This window comes from Streptomyces sp. NPDC086023, from assembly GCF_044540325.1.
Lineage (GTDB): Bacteria > Actinomycetota > Actinomycetes > Streptomycetales > Streptomycetaceae > Streptomyces.
On record NZ_JBITRX010000015.1, the window covers coordinates 162,336 to 182,835 of the forward strand.

Sequence of the window (20,500 nt, forward strand, 5' to 3'; positions counted from 1 at the left end):
TCCGCGCCTCAGCATGTCAGGAGCGCCGGTGGTGGCGCGAATCACCTGCTCCGCCTCTTACGGTGGGGTTTCCGGCCGGTAGATTCAATGCTCCTCGACGGATCAAGTCTGAAACTTGTTCTACATTATCCGAGCGGTTACGCTCCGGCGAAAGTGCAGTGAGAAGGGGGCCGAGAGTGTCCGCTGAGGCCATGGTGACGAGCCCTTTCGCGGGTTCCGCCACTGACGGCGACCGCCCGTTGCGCATCGCACTCCTCACGTACAAGGGGAACCCGTTCTGCGGGGGACAGGGCGTCTACGTCCGCCACCTCTCGCGCGAACTGGCCCGCCTCGGACACACCGTCGAGGTCATCGGCGCCCAGCCCTATCCGGTGCTCGATCCCGAGGACGGACAGACCCTCACCGAGCTGCCCAGCCTCGACCTCTACCGCCAGCCGGACCCGTTCCGCACGCCCAAGCGCGACGAGTACCGGGACTGGATCGACGCGCTGGAGGTCGCCACCATGTGGACCGGCGGCTTCCCCGAGCCGCTGACCTTCTCGCTCCGCGCCCGCCGGCACCTGGCCGCCCGCCGCGGCGAGTTCGACGTCATCCACGACAACCAGACCCTCGGGTACGGGCTGCTCGGCGCCCTCGGCGCCCCCCTGGTGACCACCATCCACCACCCGATCACCGTCGACCGGCAGCTGGAGCTCGACGCCGCGAAGGACCGCAAGAAGCGGGCCTCCGTGCGGCGTTGGTACGCCTTCACGCGCATGCAGAAGCGGGTCGCCCGCCGGCTGCCGTCCGTGCTCACCGTCTCCGGCTCCTCCAAGCAGGAGATCGCCGACCACCTCGGCGTCCGCGGCGACCGCATCCACGTCGTGCACATCGGCGCCGACACCGAGCTGTGGTCGCCCGACGCGTCCGTCGCCGAGGTCCCGGGCCGCATCGTCACCACCTCCAGCGCCGACGTACCGCTCAAGGGCCTCGTCCACCTGATCGAGGCCCTCGCCAAGCTGCGCACCGAACGCCCCGACGCCCACCTCGTGGTCGTCGGCAAGCGCGCCGAGCGCGGGCCCGTCGCCGGCGCCATCGAGAAGTACGGGCTCCAGGACGCCGTACGGTTCGTCAAGGGCGTCACCGACGCCGAACTCGTGGACCTCGTCCGCAGCGCCGAGGTCGCCTGCGTGCCCTCCCTCTACGAGGGCTTCTCGCTGCCCGCGGCGGAGGCCATGGCCACCGGCACCCCCCTGGTCGCCACGACCGGCGGGGCCATCCCCGAGGTGGCCGGCCCGGACGGCGAGACCTGCCTGGCCGTGCCGCCCGGCGACGCGGGAGCCCTGGCGGCGGCCCTCGGCCGGCTGCTCGGCGACCCGGAGCTGCGCGCCTCGCTCGGCACCGCGGGGCGCGAGCGGGTTCTCGCCAACTTCACGTGGGCCAAGGCCGCCGAAGGCACCGTCGCCCACTACCGTGCCGCCATCGCCGCGGCCGGCGCCCGCCGCGCCACCACGACTCGCTGACGCCCAGCCCCACCCTCACACCACGCGAAAGCAGGCCGCCCCCGTGCTGACCGTCGACTTCTCCCGGTTCCCGCTCGCCGCAGGAGACCGTGTGCTCGACCTGGGCTGCGGCGCAGGCCGGCACGCCTTCGAGTGCTACCGGCGCGGCGCCCAGGTCGTCGCCCTCGACCGCAACGGCGAGGAGATCCGCGAGGTCGCCAAGTGGTTCGCCGCGATGAAGGAGGCCGGCGAGGCCCCGGCCGGCGCGACGGCCACCGCCATGGAGGGCGACGCGCTGGCGCTGCCGTTCCCCGACGAGTCCTTCGACGTCGTGATCATCTCCGAGGTCATGGAGCACATCCCCGACGACAAGGGCGTGCTCGCCGAGATGGTCCGCGTGCTCAAGCCCGGCGGCCGGATCGCCATCACCGTGCCCCGCTACGGCCCCGAGAAGATCTGCTGGGCGCTCAGCGACGCGTACCACGAGGTCGAGGGCGGCCACATCCGCATCTACAAGGCCGACGAGCTGCTCGGCAAGATGGAGGCCGCGGGCCTCAAGCCGTACGGCACCCACCACGCCCACGGCCTGCACTCGCCGTACTGGTGGCTCAAGTGCGCGTTCGGCGTGGACAACGACAAGGCGCTGCCGGTCCGCGCGTACCACAAGCTGCTGGTCTGGGACATCATGAAGAAGCCCCTCGCCACCCGCCTCGCCGAGCAGGCCCTCAACCCGGTCATCGGCAAGAGCTTCGTGGCGTACGCGACCAAGCCCCACCTCCCCGTCGACGCCGCCGGCGCGGCCAAGTGAGCACTCCCGGGCGTACCGAACACCTGGTCCTGCCGGGTGTCCTGACGGCCGAACAGGCCGCCGAGACCGTCGCGGGCATCCTCGCCGTCCAGCGCGAGGACGGCGCCATACCCTGGTTCCGCGGCCACCACCTGGACCCGTGGGACCACACCGAGGCCGCCATGGCCCTGGACGCGGCCGGCGAGCACGAGGCCGCCGCCCGCGCCTACGAGTGGCTCGCCCGGCACCAGAACGCCGACGGCTCCTGGTACGCCGCCTACGCCGACCGCCCCGAGGGCGTGGACACCGCCGAACCCCAGGACGCGGGCAAGGAGTCCAACTTCACCGCGTACGTCGCCGTCGGCGTGTGGCACCACTACCTCGCCACCGGCGACGACGCCTTCGTCGACCGCATGTGGCCCTGCGTCTACGCGGCCGTCGAGTTCGTCCTCGGGCTCCAGCAGCCCGGCGGCGAGATCGGCTGGAAGCGCGAGGCCGACGGCACCGCCGTGAACGACGCCCTGCTCACCGGCTCCTCCTCCATCCACCAGGCCCTGCGCTGCGCCCTGGCCATCGCCGAGCACCGCGAGGAGCCCCAGCCGGACTGGGAGCTCGCCGCGGGCGCCCTCGCCCACGCGATCCGCCGCCACCCCGAGCGCTTCCTCGACAAGAGCCGCTACTCGATGGACTGGTACTACCCGGTCCTCGGCGGCGCCCTGACGGGAGCCGAGGCCAGGGAGCGGATCGACGCGCGCTGGGACGAGTTCGTGGTCCCCGGCCTCGGCGTGCGCTGCGTGCTGCCGAACCCGTGGGTCACCGGCGGCGAGAGCTGCGAACTGGCCCTCGCCCTCTGGGCGACGGGTGAGTCGGACCGCGCTCTGGAGATCCTGCGCGACATCCGCCACCTGCGCGCGGAGAACGGCATGTACTGGACGGGCTACGTCTTCGAGGACCAGGCCGTCTGGCCGGTCGAGCAGACCACCTGGACGGCCGGCTCCCTGCTGCTGGCCGTCGCCGCCCTCGGCGGCGACGAGGCCACCACCGCCGTCTTCGGCGGCACCCGTTTGCCGTCGGGCCTGGCCCCGGAGTGTTGCCGGTAGCCGTCCGGCGGGACCCCGACGCCACGGCGGAGCCCCTGCCCGGGGGCTCCGCCGACTCGGCCCCCGGTCAGCCGTCTCCCGGGCTCACCAGGCCCGACTCGTACGCGGCGATGACGAGTTGGGCGCGGTCGCGGGCGTGGAGCTTCGTCATCGCACGGTTCACGTGCGTCTTCGCCGTCATCGGGGTGATCACCATGCGGGCGGCGATCTCGTCGTTCGACAGGCCCCGCGCCACCAGCTCCACCGCCTCCCGCTCGCGGTTCGTCAGCTCCGCCAGGCCCGCCGGGCCCGCCCCGGCAGGCGGCGCCGGCGGCCGGGCCACGTAGCCGTCGATCAGCTTGCGCGTGATCGACGGGGCGAGCAGCGCGTCGCCGCGCGCCGCCACCCGCACCGCGTGCAGCAGGTCGTCCGGCACGATGTCCTTCACCAGGAACCCGGCCGCACCGGCGCGCAGCGCCTCGAAGACGTACTCGTCGAAGCCGTAGTTGGTCAGGATCACCACCCGCACCCCCGCCAGGGCCGGGTCCGCGGCGATCCGCCGGGTCGTCTCGATGCCGTCCATCACCGGCATCTGCACGTCCACCAGCGCGATGTCCGGCCGGTGCTCCGCGGCCAGGGCCAGCCCCTCGCGCCCGTCGCCCGCCTCCGCCACCACCTCGATGTCCTCCTCCAGCCCGAGGAGCGCGCGGAACCCGCTGCGGATCAGCGGCTGGTCGTCCACCAGCAGTACCCGGATCACGAGGCACGCTCCACCGGCAGCTCCGCCTCCACGGTGAAGCCTCCCCCGCCGCGCGGCTCCGCCCGGAGGCTGCCGCCGAGGGCGGTGACCCGCTCCCGCATGCCGAGCAGCCCCGTGCCGGGCACCGGGGCGGCCTCCGGGGTGGCCCTGCCGTCGTCGTCCACGCGGACCGCCAGCGCGTCCGGGCGGTGGACGATGCGCACCGAGGCCGTGCCGGCCGCCGCGTGCCGGGCCACGTTGGTGAGGGACTCCTGGACGATCCGGTAGACCGTACGCTCCACCGCCGCCGGCACGTCCCGCGGCTGCCCCTCGACCGTCAGGCGCGCCTCCAGGCCGAACGTACGGGCGCCCTCCACCAGGTCCGGCACGTGTGCGAGGCCGCGCGGCGGGGCGGTGTCGTCGTCGCGCAGCGCCTCCAGCGTGGCCCGCAGCTCCCGGTTCGCCTCGCGCCCGGCCGCCTGGATCGCCAGCAGCGCCTCCGGCACCGGCTCGCCGCGCTTGCGCGCCACGTGCACCGCCACCTCGGCCTGCAGCTTCACGATCGAGATCTGGTGGGTCAGCGAGTCGTGCAGCTCCCGCGCGATGCGCAGCCGCTCCTCGTCCGCCCGCCGGCGCGCGGTCTCCTCCCGGGTGCGCTCCGCCTCCTCGGCCCGCGCCTCCGCCTGCCGCAGCGCCTCGCCGGCGGCCGCGGCCGCGATCAGCCAGGCCAGCTCCAGCGCCCCGCGGGCCCGCGCGAAGGCCTCACCCGTGCCGTGCAGGCCGGAGGCCAGGGCGGCCAGCGGCAGCGCGGCCAGCATGGCCAGGCTCGCGACGGCCGTGGCCCGCCGGTGCCCGGCCCGGACGGCCGCGTACACCGCGACCAGGAAGCCGACCACCGCCACGTCGAAGCCTGCGGCCTGGTACCCGACCCCGCACAGACCGGTGGCCGCGAGGACCGCCACCGGTGCGCGGCGGCGGGCGGCCAGGGCCAGTCCGCCGCCCGCCAGCAGCACGTAGCCGAGCAGGCCGGGGCCGTCGGCGGCATGCCCGCCGGACATCCCGGTCACCAGCAGCGCCGCCGCCACCCCGGCCGCCACGCCCCAGTCCGCGACGACGGCCGGCACCCGCACCCCACCTGTCCTCATGGCCGCACCCTAGCCCCGGGCCGCCGGGCGGCGAGTCGTGCGCGAGGACGAGGGACGGCTACCGCGGGCGCGGTACTGCCCGGGTTCCTGCCGCCGGCGCGGCAGCGGGAAGTGACCGCGCCCGTGGGACGTGCCGGGGCAGGGGCCGGCGGCACGATCGGACCGGATGCGGACCCCGCACCGGGGCCGCGACGACGTGGAGGAGGAACCGCGATGAACGCTTCGGGAGAGCTGGTGGTCGCCGTGGCCGGCGGGGCGATCGGTGATGGGCGGACCGGGGCCGTGCTGGCGGCGGTCGTGTCGCTCGCCGCGGTGGGGCTGGGCGCCGTGGCCCGGGCCAGGGGGAAGGGCCGGCTCGGGCGCGGCCCCTGGCCGGCCGGCGGTACGGCGGCCATGGCGGCCGCCCTGCTCGGAGTCGCCCTCGGCGTGCTCCACCTGGCCACGTCCACCGGCGGCTTCGGCACGGGCAACGGCCGCGCGGGCGCCATCGTGGCCATCCTCCTGGGCCTCCTGGGCGGAGCCCTCGGCCGGCGGGCCCGCACGGCCCGGCCTGCGGCGGCCGAGAGCCGCTGACCGCCGCGCGGGTGCCGGGAGGGGCGGGGCGGCGCATGCTGGTGGGGTGCGCGACCGCCAGGGGGGCCGGGTGCCGGGGCCGTACCTGGCCGCGGGGCGGCGGGCGGTGCGGGTCACGCTGGTCGCGATCTCCGGCTTCTACCTCTTCCTGTACGGCTTCGGCTGGGCCACCGCCGCCACCTACGCGCTGTTCTCCTCGGTCGCCCTGGCCGGCCTCTCCCGCATCCCCGGCACGGGCCGGCAGCGGGCCGCCGTGGTGCTGCGGGCGGTGCCGGTGTGCTGGGCGCTGGTCGTCGTGGGCACCTACCTGTCCGTGCGGACCTGGAGCGCCGTGGCCGGGATGCTGGTCATCGGCTTCGCGCTGGCCTTCGCCGCCGTCGGCGGGCCGCGCCTCGCGGGGGCCGGGCCCGGGCTCCAGCTGCTGTACATCCTGCCGTCGTTCCCGCCGTACGACCCCGGCTCCCTCGGGGAGCGGCTCATCGGCACCACCGCCGGGCTGGCCCTGCTGGTGCTGGCCGAGGCGTTCCTCGTCCCCGAGCCGCCACCGCCCTCCTACCGCGAACTGGCCGCGCGGGCCGCGGAGACCGCCGCCCGGCTCGCCCGCGAGGCTGCCGGGCCGACGGGCACGGTCCCGGCCGGCGAGGTGGCTGCCGCGCACCGGGTGACCAGGGCGCTGCGGCCCCTGGGAGTGCCGGAGGCGGATCGCCCCGCCGGGCCGGGCGTACGGGAGCGGGGCCTCGCGCACACCGGGCTCGCGGCCCGCACGCTGCTCAACCGGCTGCTCGCCCTGCCGGGCGGGGCACAGGCGCCCGGCGACGCGGAGGTGCTGGGGGCGGTGGCCCGGCTGGCCGAGCGGACCGCCGGGCTCCTGCGGGAGCCGGGGACGGACACGACCGAGGCGTACGGGGCGCTGGCCGCCGCCCGTGCCCGGCTGGCCGGGGCCGCGCCGGGCCACGCGCGGCCCGCCGTGCTGCGCCGCCAGGCCGCCGTACTGGAGGTGGCCGACGCCGCGCTGGCCGTGGGCACGGCCGCCGGGCTGGCCGTCGGGGGGCGGGCCGAGGTGCCGCAGGGGGCGGCGGGCCGGTTCTGGTACGCCGGACTGCGGGCGCCCGTGCTGTGGTGGCACCGGGTCCAGGGGCACGCCGGGCGGCGCTCGGTGTTCTTCCAGAACGCGGTGCGGCTCTCCCTCGCGCTCGCCGCGGCCCGGCTGGTCGCCGGCCTGGACACGCTGCCGCACGGCTTCTGGGCGATGCTGGCCACCCTGAGCCTGACCCGCACCACCGTGGGCGAGACCTGGAGCACGATCCGGGTGGCGCTGGCCGGCACCTTCGCCGGGGCGCTGTTCACGGCCGGGCTGCTGGTGCTGGGCGGCTCGCACACCGTCGTGTACGCGGTGGTGCTGCCGCTGTGGATGCTGTTCGCCTTCACCGTGGGGCCGGTGAAGGGCGTGGGGTGGGCGCAGGGGCTGTTCACCGTGCTGGTGGCGGTGGTCTTCGCCCAGCTGGATCCGGCGACCTGGCAGCTGGCCGAGTTCCGGGTGCTGGACGTGCTCATCGGCAGCACGATCGGTGCCGTGTTCGGCCTGCTGGCCTGGCCCCGGGGCGCGCAGACCGAGCTGCGGCTCGCGGGGGCCGGGCTGCTGCGGAGGGCGGCCGAGACCGTGGTCGCGACCAGCGCGACGGTCTCGACGGGCGGCGCCCCGCCGCCGGCGGGCGGCACCGCCACGTACCCCTCGCTGCGGCACGCCCTGGTCCTGGCCGAGTCGGCGTACGCCCAGTTCCAGAGCGAGCCGGTCCGCTTCGGCGGCGAGGCGGCCGCGGCCCGGGGGGCGGGAGCCGCCACCGCCACCGGGCCCGGTGACGGCGGGGCGGATGACGGCGGATCGGGTGACGGCGGGTCGGGTGACGGCCGGGCAGCCACTGGCGCAACGGCCGGCGGCACGGAGTCCGGCGGGTCCGCCACCGAGGGCACGGAGTCCGGCGGCGCGACGCCCGGCGGCCCCGCGACCGACGGCACGGCGGTGGGCCGGCACGACGGCCGGGGTGACGGTTCACGACGGCCGCCGACGGACTGGCAGGCCGTTCTGATGGCGGGTCACCACACCCTCTGGGGCGCGGACCGCCTCGCGCTGCCGCCCGCACCGGTGGCGCCGCTCGGTCCCGAGGCCGCCGCCGCGCTGTCCCGTCTGGGGGACCGGGTCGCCGGGCGGATGCTGCTCGTGTCGGCCCGGCTGGACCCGGACGGCGACCCGGCGGGGCCGCCCGGACCGCTCCGGGACCCGGGTTTCGCCGGGTTCTCGGCGGAGCCGCCGGACGCGGCCCGCCCGTACTACGCCACCGCCTCGTGGCTGTACGCCCTGATGGAGGACCTGGAGCGGATCACGGCTCCGGCGGGGAAGTCCGCGCCGCCGGAGCCGGAGACCTCGTGAGCGCTGAGCCGCTGGTCAGTAACGGCGGCCCAGCCAGCGGGCCAGGGTGTGGCCGACCAGGACGTACACGACGGCGGCGAGACCGTACCCCGCGACCACCCGGGCCCACTCGCGGTCGAAGGTGAACAGGTCGTACGACCAGCCGGCGAGCCAGGTGGCGGTGTCGTGCGTCCACTGCACCAGGCCGTTGGCCCGGTTGGCGCCGAGCAGGTAGAAGACGATCCACAGGACGATGACGAAGGCGAAGACGTCGGCGACGACGGCGACGATCCGTGCGGCCGTCGTGCCGGCTCCGCGGTGCGCGGTGTGTGCTGGCATGGGCCGCGTATTGCCGCAACCGCCGGGCCGAAACCCCCTCTTACGGCCGTACGCCGGGCCCGCCGGGTGGCGGGGGTGGGCCGGGCGGGTGACGCTGCCGGTGGTGCGGCACCCCCGTGCGGCGCCGGTGAGCACCGTGTGATCCCGGAGGTTGCGACGTGCCCGAATCCAGAACCGCCTCGATCCGCCGCGGTTTCGTGGCGCTGCTCCTGTCCTGCACGCTCCTGATGGGGGCGACCGCGTGCGGCGGCGACGACGAGGCGGCACCGGGGGCCTCGCCGTCGAGCTCCGTGGAGGAGCAGAAGTTCGCCAAGACCCGGTTCGTCGCGAACGCGGGTCTGGCGGCCGGGGCGACCTACCAGTGGATCATCAAGCCGTACCGCGAGGGCAAGTTCAAGGAGGGCGCGGAGGGGCGCAGGTTCGCCCTGGTCAAGGCGGGCCTGGCGGGGGCGTTCACGTACAACCGCCTCAAGGCGGCCGTGAACAACGCCAAGGCCGACCCGCTGCTGTCGAAGGCCGTCGCACCGCTCACGGCCGGCATCGAATCGCTGAAGGACCTCGGCACGAAGCTCCGCAAGGGCGAGGCCGGCGAGGCCGACATCGCCGGCTTCCAGCAGGTCATCGACGATGTGAAGTCGGCCGGCGCGAGCGCCGGCGCCGAGGTGAAGGACAAGGTCCCGAGCGCCTCGGAGCTCGGCGGCTGACGCCCGCGCCCCGCCGAGGGGTCAGGTGTTCAGGTCCGCCAGGACGCGGAGGGTGTGCGGGTCCGGGGCCGTGACGAGGAGGTCGGTGACCGGGCCCTTGCGCCACAGGTCCAGGCGCTCGGCGATCCGCTCGCGCGGGCCGACCAGCGAGATCTCGTCGGCGAAGGCGTCCGGTACGGCCAGCACCGCCTCCTCCCTGCGGCCGGCCAGGAACAGCTCCTGGATGTGCCGGGCCTCCGCCTCGTACCCCATGCGGGCCATCAGGTCGGCGTGGAAGTTGCGCGCCGCGTGGCCCATGCCCCCGATGTAGAAGCCCAGCATGGCCTTCACCGGCAGCAGCCCCTCCGCCACGTCGTCGCACACCCTGGCCCGGGCCATCGGGGCGATCATGAAGCCCTCGGGCAGGTCGGTGAGGGACGCCTGGTAGACGTCCGTGCGGGTGGGCGACCAGTAGAGCGGCAGCCAGCCGTCCGCGATGCGGGTGGTCTGGGCGATGTTCTTCGGCCCCTCCGCTCCCAGCAGGACCGGCAGGTCCGCCCGCAGCGGGTGGGTGATGGGCTTCAGGGGCTTGCCGAGGCCGGTGCCGTCCTGTCCCGTGTACGGGTGGGTGTGGAAGCGGCCGTCCAGGGCGACCGGCGCCTCCCTGCGCAGCACCTGCCGGATCACGTCCACGTACTCGCGGGTGGCGGTCAGCGGGCTGCGCGGGAAGGGCCGCCCGTACCAGCCCTCCACCACCTGCGGCCCGGACAGACCGAGCCCGAGCATCATCCGGCCCCCGGAGAGGTGGTCCAGGGTCAGGGCGTGCATCGCGGTGGCCGTGGGGGTGCGGGCCGCCATCTGCGCGATGGCCGTGCCCAGCCTGATCCGGGAGGTGTGGGCGGCGATCCAGGTCAGCGGGGTGAAGGCGTCCGACCCCCACGCCTCGGCGGTCCAGACCGAGTCGTAGCCGAGCCGCTCGGCCTCGACGGCCAGGTCGAGGTGGGCGGGGCTGGGGCCGCGCCCCCAGTAGCCGAGTGCGAGTCCGAGGCGCATGAGCTGTCCGTCCCCTCCGCGTAGCCGGTTCCGGCCCGTCCCGGTCATCTTCCTGACGGGTCGTCAGCGGACTGTAGGGCAACGGCCCCCCGCCCGGAAGGGCGGGGGGCCGTCGGCCGTAGGGGCTGCGCGCCGCGGATCAGCCGCGCTGGATGCCCGAGGTGTCCTGGAGGACGCCGCGGCGGCCGTCCTGCGTCTGCGCCACGAGCGCGGCGCCGCGCTGGTCCACGGCCAGGTACCAGGTGCCGGGGGCGAGTTCGGCGATCGGCGTCGGCGAGCCGTCCTCCGCGAACAGCGGCCGCGCGACCGGCACCGCGAACCAGAAGGCCGCGAACTCGGCCGCCGGCGCCTGCTGCTGGCCGGAACCCTGCCCCTGCCCCAGGTCCTGGGGGGCGCCGTGCTGCGCGCCGCCGTGCGGGTCGCCGGCCGGGCCCGCCTGGTGCTGCTCCGGGCCGGGCTGGCCGCCGTACGGAGCGCCCTGGCCGCCGTACGAGGGCTGGCCCGGGTATCCGTACCCGCCCTGCTGCCCCGGCTGGCCGCCGAACGGCTGGGCCGGCTGCGCCGAAGGGGCCGGCAGCAGCGCGCCCTTGAGCGCCGGGACCTGCGCGCCGAAGACGGCGACACCGGCGAGCGCCAGGTTGCCGACGAACGCGATCACCGCACCCGCACCGAGGTCCGCGTTGCCGACCAGCAGCGCCCACAGCGAGGACCACAGCGCGGCCACGGCCAGCACCGTGCCCCAGTTCTCCAGCGAGAGTCCCGCGAACTTCGGCGCGTTCGGCACCGCACGGCCCGCGACGATCAGGCCCGCTCCGATCAGCCCGGTCAGGAAGACGGCCGGGAGGACGATCCCGAGCCGGTCGGTGTCCCATGCGCTCGGCAGGTCGACCGCGGCACAGAAGCGGTCGGAAACCGCCCCGCAGTCGACGGAGTAGAAGTCGAGGAACGAGGCGATGAACAGCAGCACCGCTGCTCCGATCACCACGCCGTCGCCTCGAGTGAGGGAGCGGATGTTCACTTGGATGTCCTTCTCGGTCTCGGTCGTCTCGTGGTGCCACGGCCGCGTGTGAGCGTGCGGTCAGGTCCGGGGCGGGCGGGCACCATCGTACGGATGCCGCCCGGGCCCGGTGGCTCCCGGGTCGAGAAGGCCGGGGCTCGGACGGCTCCGTCCCAGCCCTACCCGCCGAGGAAGCCGACGATGCCGTCCGAGATGCCCTGCGCCGCCTTCTGCCGCCAGTCCTGGCTCGTCAGCAGCGCCGCGTCCTTGGCGTCACGCATGTTGCCGCATTCGATGAACACCTTGGGCCGCTTCGACAGGTTGAGGCCGCCGAGGTCGTCGCGGACCACCAGACCGGTGCCGCCGCCGACGTAGTTGGAGGGGCCGAGACCGGTGGTCCGGGCGAAGTTGCCCGCGATGCGGGTGCCGAGGTCGCGGGAGGGCCCGACGATCGCCGAGGTGTCCGCGGCCCCGCCGCTCACCCGGGCCGGCAGGATCACGTGGAAGCCGCGGTTGCCGGCCGAGACGCCGTCCGCGTGGATCGACACCACGGCGTCGGCCGCCGCCTCGTTGCCGATCCGCGCCCGCTCGTCGATGCAGGGGCCGAAGGGCCGGTCGGCGGTGTGGGTGAGGACGACCGTGGCGCCCTGGTCCTCCAGCACCTTGCGCAGCCGCTTGGCCACGTCGAGGGTGAACTCGGCTTCTTTGTAGCCGGAGTTCGTGGTGGTGCCGGTGGTGTCGCACTCCTTGCGGCCCGTGCCGATGTCGACCTTCTGGTTGATCTCGCGGGAGTGCTGGAAGTTGCCGGTGTTGTGCCCCGGGTCCACGACCACCGTCTTCCCGGCGAGCGGCCCGCGCGGGCGGGGGCTGGGGGCCCCGGTCGGCTCGCCGGGGGGCGGGGTGGGGCTGCCGGTCTCCTGCGCCGGGGTTTCGGCGGGACCGCCGGCCGCCGTCGACGGGGGCGGGGCGCTGTGCGCGTTCGGCTTGGCGTCGTTCGCGTGCGGCTGCTGCCCGGCGAGCGGGGCGGGCGTCCGCGGGGCGCCGCCGTTCCCGGCGAGTACGTTCACCAGCACCCAGCCCGCGAGGCAGGCCGGCGCCAGCGCGGCGGCGGCCACGACCAGGGTGGCGCGGCGTGCGAAGAAGGGGCGGCGGTCCGGGTCGACGGAGGACGCGGACTCCGGGGGCGGGGGGCTGTCGTCGTACGGCACGGGGCGCAGCCTAGTGCGGGGCGGGGCGGGCGCCCCCGGTCCTGCCGGGGGACGCGCCGTCAATAAGTCCGATTGTGTGACTTCTGGTCTGCTTGGTGGCGGTTCGGGTCAGATCCCCGGGCCGGTGCGGCGCAGGACGCGCAGCGAGTCCGTCACGGAGACCTCGGTGAAGGCGCCGGACTCCAGGGCCCGCAGGTAGATCCGGTACGGCGCCTGGCCGCCGTCCGCCGGGTCCGGGAACACGTCGTGGATGACGAGGGTGCCGCCCTCGGTCACGTGCGGGGCCCAGCCCTCGTAGTCGCCGGTCGCGTGCTCGTCGGTGTGTCCGCCGTCGATGAACACGAACCCGAGCGGGGTGCCCCAGACCTTCGCGATCTGCGGGGAGCGGCCCACGAGCGCGACCACGTGGTCCTCCAGGCCCGCCCGGTGCAGGGTGCGGCGGAAGGTCGGCAGCGTGTCCATGACCCCCAGCTCCGGGTCCACGACGGTCGGGTCGTGGTACTCCCAGCCCGGCTGCTGCTCCTCGCTGCCGCGGTGGTGGTCGACGGTGAGCGCGGTCAGGCCGTGCTCCCGGGCCACGTCGGCCAGCAGGATGGTCGAGCGTCCGCAGTACGTACCGACCTCAAGGAGCGGGAGGCCCAGCGTCGCGGCCTCGGCGGCCGCCTCGTACAGGGCCAGGCCCTCCCCGGCCGGCATGAAGCCCTTGGCCGCCTCGAAGGCGGCGAGGATCTCGGGCTTGGGGGCCGTGGCCATGGTGCCTCCTGGCGGGGTTCGGGGGTGCGGCTGGGCCGGGCGGGTACGGCCCCGCCCGGCCGGTGCCGCCGCGTGTGCCGTCGTGGCGGCCCATGCTGCCCTACCGCCCGGTAGGGCAGGTAGGGCGGGGTCCCGGTCGGGCTGGGTCGGCCCGGGTCGGGCCGGGGCTGCGGCGCTGGTTGCCGCGGGGCCGCGGGGCGGGCTGCGGGCCGGGCGCCGCCGGTGTGTACTGGCGGCATGGCTTCCACGGGTTCCAGGGCCCCCACGGGCAGCACGGGCACCACGCGCTTCAGCGGCTTCCCGCCGGAGGCGTTCGCCTTCTACGAAGGGCTGGCCGCCGACAACTCCAAGGAGTTCTGGGCGGCGCACAAGGAGACGTACGAGACGGCCGTCCGCGAGCCGATGCTCGCGCTCGCTGCCGAGCTCGAAGCGGAGTTCGGCCCGGCGAAGATCTTCCGCCCGTACCGCGACGTCCGCTTCTCACACGACAAGTCCCCCTACAAGACCCAGCAGGGCGCCCACACCTCCCAGGGCTTCTACGTCGCCGTCGACGCTGACGGCCTGCTCGTCGCCGCCGGACTGCACAGCCCGACCGGCGAGCAGCTCACGCGCTACCGCGCCGCCGTGGACGCCGACGCCCCGGGTAAGGAGCTGGAGGCCGTCCTCGCGAAGCTGGTGAAGGGCGGGTTCGAACTGGCGGGCGAGCGGCTCAAGACCCGGCCGCGCGGCGTCGCCGCCGACCACCCCCGCCTCGACCTCCTCCGCTACCGCAGCCTCTACGCCCACCGCGGCTGGCCCCCGGACCCGTGGGTCGGGAGCAGGGAAGCCCTCAAGCGGGTGCGCACGTCGTGGCGGGCCCTGCGGCCCTTCACCGAGTGGTGCCGGACGCACGCGGGGGCGGGGGAGTAGGCCCGCCCCCACTCGACGCAGCTCCGGCGACGCAGCTCCGGCGGCGCTCGGTTACGGTGCGCGGATGGAGACCGGGGAGTTGATCGGGACGGGGCGGACGGCGGATGTCTTCGCCCTCGGCAAGGACCGGGTGGTACGGCGCTACCGCGACGGAGAGGACGCCACCGCCGAAGCGGCCGTGATGACCTACCTGGCCGAGCACGGGTACCCGGTGCCGGCGGTGTGGCCGGGCGCGGCGGCCGGTGAGCTGGTGATGGAGCGGCTGTCGGGGCCGACGATGCGTGAGGCGCTGGTCGCGGGCACGCTCAGCGGCGAGCAGGCGGGCGGGTTGCTGGCCGATCTGCTGCTGCGGCTGCACGCCGTCCCGCCCCGGGTCGGGGCCGACCCCGCCCACCGCATCGTGCACCTGGACCTGCACCCGGAGAACGTCTTCCTCACCCCCGACGGCCCCGTGGTGATCGACTGGGCCACCGCCCAGGAGGGCCCTCCCGGCCTCGACACCGCGATGGCCGCGCTGATCCTCGCGCAGGCGGCACTCACCATGCCGGCCGCCGCCGAGGTCGCCCGGACCGTCCTCCCGGCCCTGGTGCGCCGACTCGGCGGCACCGACGGCATGCTGCTGCCCGAGGCCCGGGCCCGGCGGGCCGCCAATCCGACCCTCACCCGGGAGGAGACCGCCGCCCTCGACGAGGCGGTCGCGCTGACCCTGGCGGCCGGAGCCGACGCCCCGGCGAGCGTCCTCCGCTAGGAGACGACCCGGCCGTCTCTACTGGCGGACGCGCTTGCCGTCGCACTCGAACCACACCGTCTTGCCGGTGGGGCCGGGCTCCGACCCCCACCGGTCGGTGACGGCGTCCACGAGGCGGAGGCCGCGACCGTGCTCGGCCACCGCCTCGTCGTACGGGACGAGGGGGCGGGCGGGGCGGGGGTCCCCGTCGGAGACCTCGATGCGCAGCCCCTGCGGCCGCCGCAGGATCAGTACGGCGCAGTTCCGGTCCGGCACGTGCCGGACGACGTTGGCGACCAGCTCGGTCAGCGCCAGCTCGGCGGAGTCGGCCAGCTCGGGCAGCTCCCACCGCGTGAGGAACAGGCGCAGGATGCGGCGCATGTGACCGGCCGAGTGCTCACCGACGGTGAAGTCCATGCGGTAGTTGCCGCCGGATTCCGTCGGTGGGGCGTCAGTTGCGTGATTCATGCCACCAGCGTGTGGAGAGGTGGTTACGCTCGGCTACGGCCTGAACCGAACGCCACGCGGCGTGAGCTTGGGGGTGACCGCCTCATGGTCAACATCCGCGACCTCGATCCCAGCGCTTCGCCGCTGGACTACTACGGGTCGGAACTGCGGCGCCTGAGGGAGGACGCGGGCCTGAAGCAGGGGCAGTTGGGCTCCATCGTGTTCTGCACGGCGTCGCTGATCGGCCAGATCGAGACGGCGAAGAAGGTACCGACGCGCGACTTCTCGGAGCGGGTGGATGCCGCCTTGGGGACGGGTGGGTTCTTCTCGCGGCTGGTGGGGCTGGTGCTGCGGAGCCAGTTGCCTACTTGGTTCCAGGCGTATGCGGCGATGGAAGCGAAGGCGTCGTACATCTCCACGTTCCAGGCTCAGTTGGTTCACGGCCTGCTCCAGACCGAAGGCTACGCGCGAGCTGTGCTGGGGGCGCGAGGTGATGACGGTTTGGACGGGAACGTGGCTGCCCGCCTGGAACGCCAGCGCATCCTGGACCGCGCGAATCCGCCACTGGTCTGGATCGTGCTGAGTGAGGCGGTGCTCCATCAGGAGATCGGAGGCCGCGAAGTCATGCGATCCCAACTTGCCCACCTGTTGGCACTTCAGGGGCGAGAGTGGCTGAAGGTTCAGGTGCTGCCCTATCAAGCTGGCGCACATGCGGGACTGCCTGGTTCGTTCACGGTCCTGCGGTTCGAGGACGACCCTGATCTTGTCTACACGGAGGACTTTGTCCAGGGCCACATGACGGCTAATCCAGGGGCTATTCGCGAAGGGCATCTCCGTTACGATCACTTGCGGGCCGCCGGGCTCTCCGTGGAGGCGTCGGCGGAACTGATCGCCCGTGTAATGGAGGAGCGTTATGGGCACCAACCTGAGCCTGACGGGCGCTAGGTGGCGCAAGTCTTCGTACAGCTCCGACACCGGCGGCGAATGCGTCGAGTGCGCACCCCTCGGCGCCACCGCTTGGCGGAAGTCCACGTACAGCGGCAGCACCGGTGGCGAATGCGTAGAGGTCGCCGCGCACAGCGAACTGGTCGCCATCCGGGACTCCAAGAACCCCGAAGGCCCCGCCTTCACCGTGGGAACCGCCGCCTTCGCCGCCTTCGTCTCCAGCCTCTGACAGAGGCTGGGGGTAAAACGGGGGCATGCGACCGATAACAGGGCCCGGCCCGGCGGCAGTTGGTGCCTACCGACTGCTCGCCGAGCTGGGGCAAGGGGGGATGGGGCGGGTCCTGCTCGGGGCCGCCCCCGACGGCCGACTCGTCGCCGTCAAGCAGATCCACGCCGAGTACGCCGACGAGGACGGCTTTCGGGCCCGGTTCCGGCGGGAGGTCGACGCCTCCCGGAAGGTGTCCGGCGCCTGTACCGCGCCCGTACTCGACGCCGATCCGGACGCCGAAACGCCCTGGCTGGCCTCCGTCTTCGTGCCCGGGCCCCCGCTGAGCGACGCCCTGGACGCCTGCGGCGGGACCCTGCCCGAGGACGCCGTACGGCGACTCGCGGCCGGGCTGGCCACCGCACTCGCCGACATCCACCGCGCGGGCCTGGTGCACCGGGACCTCAAGCCGTCCAACGTGCTGCTCGCGGAGGACGGCGTACGCGTCATCGACTTCGGCATCGCGCGGGCCGTGGAGGGCGCCACGCGGATCACGCACACCGGTTCGCTCATCGGCTCGCCGTCGTTCATGGCCCCCGAGCAGGCCCTGGGGCAGGAGGTCACGCCGGCCGCCGACGTGTTCGCGCTCGGGTCCACGCTGGTTGCGGCCGCGACCGGGCGGCCGCCGTTCGCCGCCGAGTCCGTACCGCGCCTGCTGCACGAGATCGTGCACGCGGAGCCCGACCTGACCGGCGTACCGGACGGGCTGCGCGCCGTCGTCGAGCCGTGCCTCGCCAAGGACCCGGCAGCCCGGCCCACCCCGGAGGAGCTGCTCGCCCTGATCGGTCCGGTCGAGCCGACGGCCCGGCCCTGGCCCGGGGTCGTGGCGGGGCTGATCGCCGGCCAGCGGACCGAGGTGGAGCAGCTGACCGCCACCCTGCCGCTCGCCGTGGCTCCCGGAACGCCCCCGCCCCGGCGGAAGCGGATGTGGCCCCGGGCGGTGGCGGTGGCCACGGTCCTGCTCGCCCTGCACTTCGCCACCCTGGGCAGGTCGCAGGCGGAGTGGCTGTTCTACTCCGTCTTCCCGGGCGGCAAGCCGCTGTCGCGCGTCGACGACGTGTACAAGGCGCGGGCGAGGACGTGTTACGACATCCGCGAGGAGGTCAAGCTGCCGTCCGGGTACGAGGTCAAGGACTTCGACAACGTCATCCTGAACGCGGCGGAGATCGTGCACCCGGGGGAGTGCAGGTGGGAGAGGCCCAACGGCGACCTGATCTCCGTCACCTGGCAGGTGCACGAGACCTCCCCGGCCTTCGGGACGGGTGCGGAGAAGGCCGACCGGGACCACGAGGCGGACCTGGCGGAGGAGGACGGCCGGCGAAAGGCCGACCTCGACTTCGTCGACGAGGCGCAGTGGTTCTCCCCGATGGTCGACGGCTGTCGCCTGTCGCTGCGGGACGCGAACCTTCGGATGACCGTGGGGGCGAGCGGTACTGCGTACGCCGCGAAGGACGCCTGCGAGGCGGAGGTCGTGAAGGCGGCCCGGGCGGCTATCAAGATCGTGGAGAAAAGGTGAGAGAGCTCAGGGCGGCCGATCCGGTCGCTGTCGGTCCGTACCGGCTGCTCGCCGAGCTCGGGCGCGGCGGCATGGGGCGGGTGCTGCTGGGGGCAGGGCCTGACGGCCGACTGGCCGCGGTGAAGCAGGTGCACGCGCGGATCGCGTCCGACGAGGAGTTCCGGGCCCGGTTCCGGCGCGAGGTCGCCGCCTCGCGGCGGGTGTCCGGGGCCTTCACGGCCGCCGTGACCGACGCCGACACCGAGGCGGAGACGCCATGGCTGGCCTCGGTGTTCGTGACCGGCCCCTCGCTCGGCACGGTGGTCGACCGGACCGGCCCGCTGCCGGAGGAGACCGTACGGCGGATCGCCGCCGGCCTGGCCACCGCCCTGGTGGAGATCCACCGGGCGGGGCTGGTGCACCGGGACCTCAAGCCGGACAACGTGCTGCTCGCCGAGGACGGCGTACGCGTCATCGACTTCGGCATCGCCCGGGCCGCCGAGGGCGCCGGGGCCACCGAGCTGACCGAGAGCGGGGTGGTCGTCGGCTCGCCCGCCTTCATGTCGCCGGAGCAGGCCGAGGCGAGGGAGCTGACGGCGGCGAGCGACGTTTTCTCGTTCGGATCGGTGCTCGCCATGGCGGCCACCGGGCGGAGTCCGTTCGCGCGCGAGTCCACCCTCATGACGCTGTACGACCTGGTGCACGCCGAGCCGGACCTGTCGGCCGTGCCGGGCGGGCTGCGGGAGCTGGTCGCGGCCTGCCTGGCCAAGGACCCGGCCGACCGGCCGGACCCGGCGCGGGTGCTGGAGCTGCTCGGGCCGGTGGCGCCCGGGGGCGGCGGGCAGTGGCCGGACGCGGTGCGCGGGCTGATCGCCGAGCAGCAGGCGGAGGTCGACCGGGTGCTGGGGGCGCCGGAGCGGACCGTGCTCGACCTGGCGAGCCGGCCCCCGGCGGGCGGGACCGGGGCGTGGGGGGAGCCCACGGTGGCCGCCACCGCGGTCGACGCCCCCGCCGCCGGCGACGACCCCGTACGGCGCCGGATCCTGCGGCTGCTGGTGGCGGCGTCCGTGCTGGTCGTGGCGGGCCTGATCGCCGGGATCGTGTACACCCTGTGGCCCGAGGCGGAGGAAGGTCCGAAGGGCGACGTGTACGCGATCGTGCCGACCTGCGAGGAGATGGTGGACGACCTGCCGCTGCCGACGGCGGACCGGCAGGAGAAGCACGACCTCGGCAGCAAGGTCGTGAGGTCGGATTACGGCGGCTGTGTGTACGGCAGCACCGAGGACGAGGAACACGCGTACGTGAGCTGGTGGCTGTACGGCCCCGGCACGTCGGCGACCGGACCCCAGCCGAGCGCGACGGCCGGGCTCGCCCCGGGGGCGGCGGCCGCGAAGGCGGCGCTGGCGGACACCGTGAAGAAGGTCGGGGGCACGGCCGGCCCCGGACCGGGTGAGGAGTCGTACTGGGGCGCCGCATGGCGGGACACCGGCACGGGCTGCCGGCTGGACCTGCGCGACGGAAACCTGACGGTGACGATCAGGCTCAGCGAACCGGAACACCCGGCGGACAGGTGCAAGCGGGAGGCGGAAAGGATCGGGGACGCGGTGCTGTACGCGATGCCCCACTGACCGCCGGAAGCGCCTGGAACAGCCGTTCGGCTTCGCGTCGAGCCCGCCCGCCTGCCCTTGGTCCGACCGGCTGGATGCACCGGTGGTTCGTGCCGGGGTGCTCCGTGCGGCGGCGGAGCCGAGGTTATGAAGGGAATCGAACGGAATCGGAAAAAGTTCGCGATCCGGTCATTCCCGTACATCAACCAACAGGAGCCGCATAATGCGCCCCATCAGAGCAGCCCTCCTCGGCACGGCCACGCTGGCCACCCTCCTCTCCTGCACCTCCGTCGCGGTCGCCACGACGGACACCGGTTCCGCCCAGGGTGGCGACCGGGGCCGGACCATCACGGTCCTGGCCGAGGTGGCGCAGGTGACCCGCTTCCCCGTCAGCTCCACCCCCGGCGTCGTCTCGCAGGGCGACTCGGTCGTCGTCCGCTCGGACCTCTTCGACGAGGAGCACAAGAAGGTCGGCGAGACCCACGGCTCCTGCGTCACCACCCGGGGCGGCGCCGATGAGGCGGAGCAGTGCCTCGTGACCTACGTCCTCCCGGGCGGCCAGCTCACCACGCAGGGGGTGTACTTCAACTACCTCGACCAGGGTCCCTTCGACAGCGCGATCACCGGCGGCACCGGGGACTTCGCGAAGGCGCGCGGCTCGGTCCACTCCACGACGGAGTTCACGACCCCCAAGGTCGTCAGGCGCTTCACGATCACCCTCTACTGACGGACCCCGACGCCTGCCTGACCCTGGAATCGGCATGAGCGGCCTCTCGGGGAGGTGGCCGGAGGGCGGAGCCACCCGGGCCGGTCTCAGGGAACCGAACGCATCTGGGGTTGTCCGCCGACCGAGGGTTTCCG

At 74.4% G+C, this 20,500-nt stretch carries 21 protein-coding genes; 13 read left to right on the top strand and 8 right to left on the bottom strand.

What is annotated here, in order from left to right:
• The first annotated feature begins 176 nt into the window (after window positions 1–176).
• The 3 genes from ACIF6F_RS27295 to ACIF6F_RS27305 are packed head-to-tail and all read left to right on the top strand — an operon-like array spanning window position 177 to window position 3,368.
• Window positions 177–1,502 (top strand): glycosyltransferase family 4 protein, encoded by a 1,326-nt coding sequence (locus tag ACIF6F_RS27295; RefSeq protein ID WP_399951914.1) that lies wholly within the window; start codon window positions 177–179, stop codon window positions 1,500–1,502.
• A gap of 43 nt (window positions 1,503–1,545) precedes the next feature.
• Window positions 1,546–2,289: a class I SAM-dependent methyltransferase gene (locus ACIF6F_RS27300; protein WP_399951917.1), complete on the top strand. Its 744-nt coding sequence runs from the start codon at window positions 1,546–1,548 to the stop codon at window positions 2,287–2,289.
• A complete protein-coding gene (locus ACIF6F_RS27305) occupies window positions 2,286–3,368 on the top strand; it encodes a prenyltransferase/squalene oxidase repeat-containing protein (RefSeq protein ID WP_399951920.1) in 1,083 nt (360 codons plus the stop codon). The genes ACIF6F_RS27300 and ACIF6F_RS27305 overlap by 4 nt, the downstream gene beginning before the upstream one ends.
• Window positions 3,369–3,435: 67 nt before the next feature.
• Here ACIF6F_RS27305 and ACIF6F_RS27310 read toward each other — a convergent pair whose 3' ends face one another.
• Both ACIF6F_RS27310 and ACIF6F_RS27315 read right to left on the bottom strand, forming a co-directional pair.
• Window positions 3,436–4,107, bottom strand: coding sequence for a response regulator (locus tag ACIF6F_RS27310; protein ID WP_399951923.1), 672 nt, complete (start codon window positions 4,105–4,107; stop codon window positions 3,436–3,438).
• Complete coding sequence (locus ACIF6F_RS27315) at window positions 4,104–5,231, bottom strand: sensor histidine kinase (protein ID WP_399951929.1); 1,128 nt, start codon at window positions 5,229–5,231, stop codon at window positions 4,104–4,106. Before ACIF6F_RS27315 ends, ACIF6F_RS27310 begins: the two co-directional genes overlap by 4 nt.
• 213 nt (window positions 5,232–5,444) lie before the next feature.
• Between ACIF6F_RS27315 and ACIF6F_RS27320 the strand changes: the two genes are divergently transcribed.
• On the top strand, window positions 5,445–5,804 hold the full coding sequence (locus ACIF6F_RS27320) for a DUF6223 family protein (protein WP_399951932.1): 360 nt from the start codon (window positions 5,445–5,447) through the stop codon (window positions 5,802–5,804).
• Window positions 5,805–5,850: 46 nt separating this feature from the next.
• A complete protein-coding gene (locus ACIF6F_RS27325; protein WP_399951935.1) occupies window positions 5,851–8,232 on the top strand; it encodes an FUSC family protein in 2,382 nt (793 codons plus the stop codon).
• Between the two features lie 15 nt (window positions 8,233–8,247).
• Here ACIF6F_RS27325 and ACIF6F_RS27330 read toward each other — a convergent pair whose 3' ends face one another.
• The gene (locus tag ACIF6F_RS27330; RefSeq protein ID WP_399951938.1) at window positions 8,248–8,550 is read right to left on the bottom strand and encodes a hypothetical protein; all 303 of its coding nucleotides are present in this window, start codon (window positions 8,548–8,550) and stop codon (window positions 8,248–8,250) included.
• A gap of 227 nt (window positions 8,551–8,777) precedes the next feature.
• On the opposite strand from ACIF6F_RS27330, the gene ACIF6F_RS27335 reads away from it, so the two are divergent.
• On the top strand, window positions 8,778–9,254 hold the full coding sequence (locus tag ACIF6F_RS27335; RefSeq protein ID WP_399952065.1) for a hypothetical protein: 477 nt from the start codon (window positions 8,778–8,780) through the stop codon (window positions 9,252–9,254).
• 21 nt (window positions 9,255–9,275) lie between these two features.
• Here the strand turns inward: ACIF6F_RS27335 and ACIF6F_RS27340 are convergent, their stop codons facing one another.
• The 4 genes from ACIF6F_RS27340 to ACIF6F_RS27355 all read right to left on the bottom strand — a co-directional run bounded on the left by ACIF6F_RS27340 (window position 9,276) and on the right by ACIF6F_RS27355 (window position 13,244).
• Window positions 9,276–10,286 (bottom strand): LLM class F420-dependent oxidoreductase, encoded by a 1,011-nt coding sequence (locus ACIF6F_RS27340; protein ID WP_399951941.1) that lies wholly within the window; start codon window positions 10,284–10,286, stop codon window positions 9,276–9,278.
• A gap of 139 nt (window positions 10,287–10,425) precedes the next feature.
• Entirely contained in the window at window positions 10,426–11,304 is an 879-nt protein-coding gene (locus ACIF6F_RS27345) for a hypothetical protein (protein WP_399951944.1), read from the bottom strand.
• A gap of 158 nt (window positions 11,305–11,462) precedes the next feature.
• Window positions 11,463–12,491: an N-acetylmuramoyl-L-alanine amidase gene (locus ACIF6F_RS27350; protein ID WP_399951949.1), complete on the bottom strand. Its 1,029-nt coding sequence runs from the start codon at window positions 12,489–12,491 to the stop codon at window positions 11,463–11,465.
• 108 nt (window positions 12,492–12,599) lie between these two features.
• A complete protein-coding gene (locus ACIF6F_RS27355) occupies window positions 12,600–13,244 on the bottom strand; it encodes a class I SAM-dependent methyltransferase (RefSeq protein ID WP_399951952.1) in 645 nt (214 codons plus the stop codon).
• Window positions 13,245–13,481: 237 nt separating this feature from the next.
• Between ACIF6F_RS27355 and ACIF6F_RS27360 the strand changes: the two genes are divergently transcribed.
• Both ACIF6F_RS27360 and ACIF6F_RS27365 read left to right on the top strand, forming a co-directional pair.
• Entirely contained in the window at window positions 13,482–14,153 is a 672-nt protein-coding gene (locus tag ACIF6F_RS27360) for a DUF2461 domain-containing protein (protein ID WP_399951955.1), read from the top strand.
• A gap of 64 nt (window positions 14,154–14,217) precedes the next feature.
• Window positions 14,218–14,901 (top strand): phosphotransferase, encoded by a 684-nt coding sequence (locus tag ACIF6F_RS27365; protein WP_399951958.1) that lies wholly within the window; start codon window positions 14,218–14,220, stop codon window positions 14,899–14,901.
• 18 nt (window positions 14,902–14,919) lie between these two features.
• Here the strand turns inward: ACIF6F_RS27365 and ACIF6F_RS27370 are convergent, their stop codons facing one another.
• Window positions 14,920–15,348 (bottom strand): ATP-binding protein, encoded by a 429-nt coding sequence (locus tag ACIF6F_RS27370; protein WP_399951961.1) that lies wholly within the window; start codon window positions 15,346–15,348, stop codon window positions 14,920–14,922.
• An 84-nt stretch (window positions 15,349–15,432) separates the two neighbouring features.
• On the opposite strand from ACIF6F_RS27370, the gene ACIF6F_RS27375 reads away from it, so the two are divergent.
• From ACIF6F_RS27375 to ACIF6F_RS27395, 5 genes are all read left to right on the top strand, one after another.
• Window positions 15,433–16,272 carry a Scr1 family TA system antitoxin-like transcriptional regulator gene (locus ACIF6F_RS27375; protein ID WP_399951964.1) on the top strand — a complete coding sequence of 280 codons (840 nt, stop codon included), beginning with the start codon at window positions 15,433–15,435 and terminating at the stop codon, window positions 16,270–16,272.
• Entirely contained in the window at window positions 16,241–16,501 is a 261-nt protein-coding gene (locus ACIF6F_RS27380) for a DUF397 domain-containing protein (protein ID WP_399951967.1), read from the top strand. Before ACIF6F_RS27375 ends, ACIF6F_RS27380 begins: the two co-directional genes overlap by 32 nt.
• A 25-nt stretch (window positions 16,502–16,526) precedes the next feature.
• Window positions 16,527–18,053, top strand: a complete 1,527-nt coding sequence (locus ACIF6F_RS27385; RefSeq protein ID WP_399951972.1) for a serine/threonine-protein kinase — start codon at window positions 16,527–16,529, stop codon at window positions 18,051–18,053.
• Window positions 18,050–19,660: a serine/threonine-protein kinase gene (locus ACIF6F_RS27390; protein ID WP_399951975.1), complete on the top strand. Its 1,611-nt coding sequence runs from the start codon at window positions 18,050–18,052 to the stop codon at window positions 19,658–19,660. Before ACIF6F_RS27385 ends, ACIF6F_RS27390 begins: the two co-directional genes overlap by 4 nt.
• 202 nt (window positions 19,661–19,862) lie before the next feature.
• Complete coding sequence (locus tag ACIF6F_RS27395) at window positions 19,863–20,366, top strand: hypothetical protein (RefSeq protein WP_399951978.1); 504 nt, start codon at window positions 19,863–19,865, stop codon at window positions 20,364–20,366.
• Window positions 20,367–20,500: the final 134 nt, after the last annotated feature.

Excerpts from the sequence above, each read along its gene's own strand:
- ACIF6F_RS27385 (WP_399951972.1), top strand. The coding sequence starts at position 16,527 with ATGCGACCGATAACAGGGCCCGGCCCGGCGGCAGTTGGTGCCTACCGA.
- ACIF6F_RS27395 (WP_399951978.1), top strand. The coding sequence starts at position 19,863 with ATGCGCCCCATCAGAGCAGCCCTCCTCGGCACGGCCACGCTGGCCACC.
- ACIF6F_RS27320 (WP_399951932.1), top strand. The coding sequence starts at position 5,445 with ATGAACGCTTCGGGAGAGCTGGTGGTCGCCGTGGCCGGCGGGGCGATC.
- ACIF6F_RS27365 (WP_399951958.1), top strand. The coding sequence starts at position 14,218 with ATGGAGACCGGGGAGTTGATCGGGACGGGGCGGACGGCGGATGTCTTC.
- ACIF6F_RS27380 (WP_399951967.1), top strand. The coding sequence starts at position 16,241 with ATGGGCACCAACCTGAGCCTGACGGGCGCTAGGTGGCGCAAGTCTTCG.
- ACIF6F_RS27375 (WP_399951964.1), top strand. The coding sequence starts at position 15,433 with ATGGTCAACATCCGCGACCTCGATCCCAGCGCTTCGCCGCTGGACTAC.
- ACIF6F_RS27340 (WP_399951941.1), bottom strand. The coding sequence starts at position 10,286 with ATGCGCCTCGGACTCGCACTCGGCTACTGGGGGCGCGGCCCCAGCCCC.
- ACIF6F_RS27315 (WP_399951929.1), bottom strand. The coding sequence starts at position 5,231 with ATGAGGACAGGTGGGGTGCGGGTGCCGGCCGTCGTCGCGGACTGGGGC.
- ACIF6F_RS27335 (WP_399952065.1), top strand. The coding sequence starts at position 8,778 with ATGGGGGCGACCGCGTGCGGCGGCGACGACGAGGCGGCACCGGGGGCC.
- ACIF6F_RS27330 (WP_399951938.1), bottom strand. The coding sequence starts at position 8,550 with ATGCCAGCACACACCGCGCACCGCGGAGCCGGCACGACGGCCGCACGG.
- ACIF6F_RS27370 (WP_399951961.1), bottom strand. The coding sequence starts at position 15,348 with ATGAATCACGCAACTGACGCCCCACCGACGGAATCCGGCGGCAACTAC.
- ACIF6F_RS27360 (WP_399951955.1), top strand. The coding sequence starts at position 13,482 with ATGGCTTCCACGGGTTCCAGGGCCCCCACGGGCAGCACGGGCACCACG.
- ACIF6F_RS27355 (WP_399951952.1), bottom strand. The coding sequence starts at position 13,244 with ATGGCCACGGCCCCCAAGCCCGAGATCCTCGCCGCCTTCGAGGCGGCC.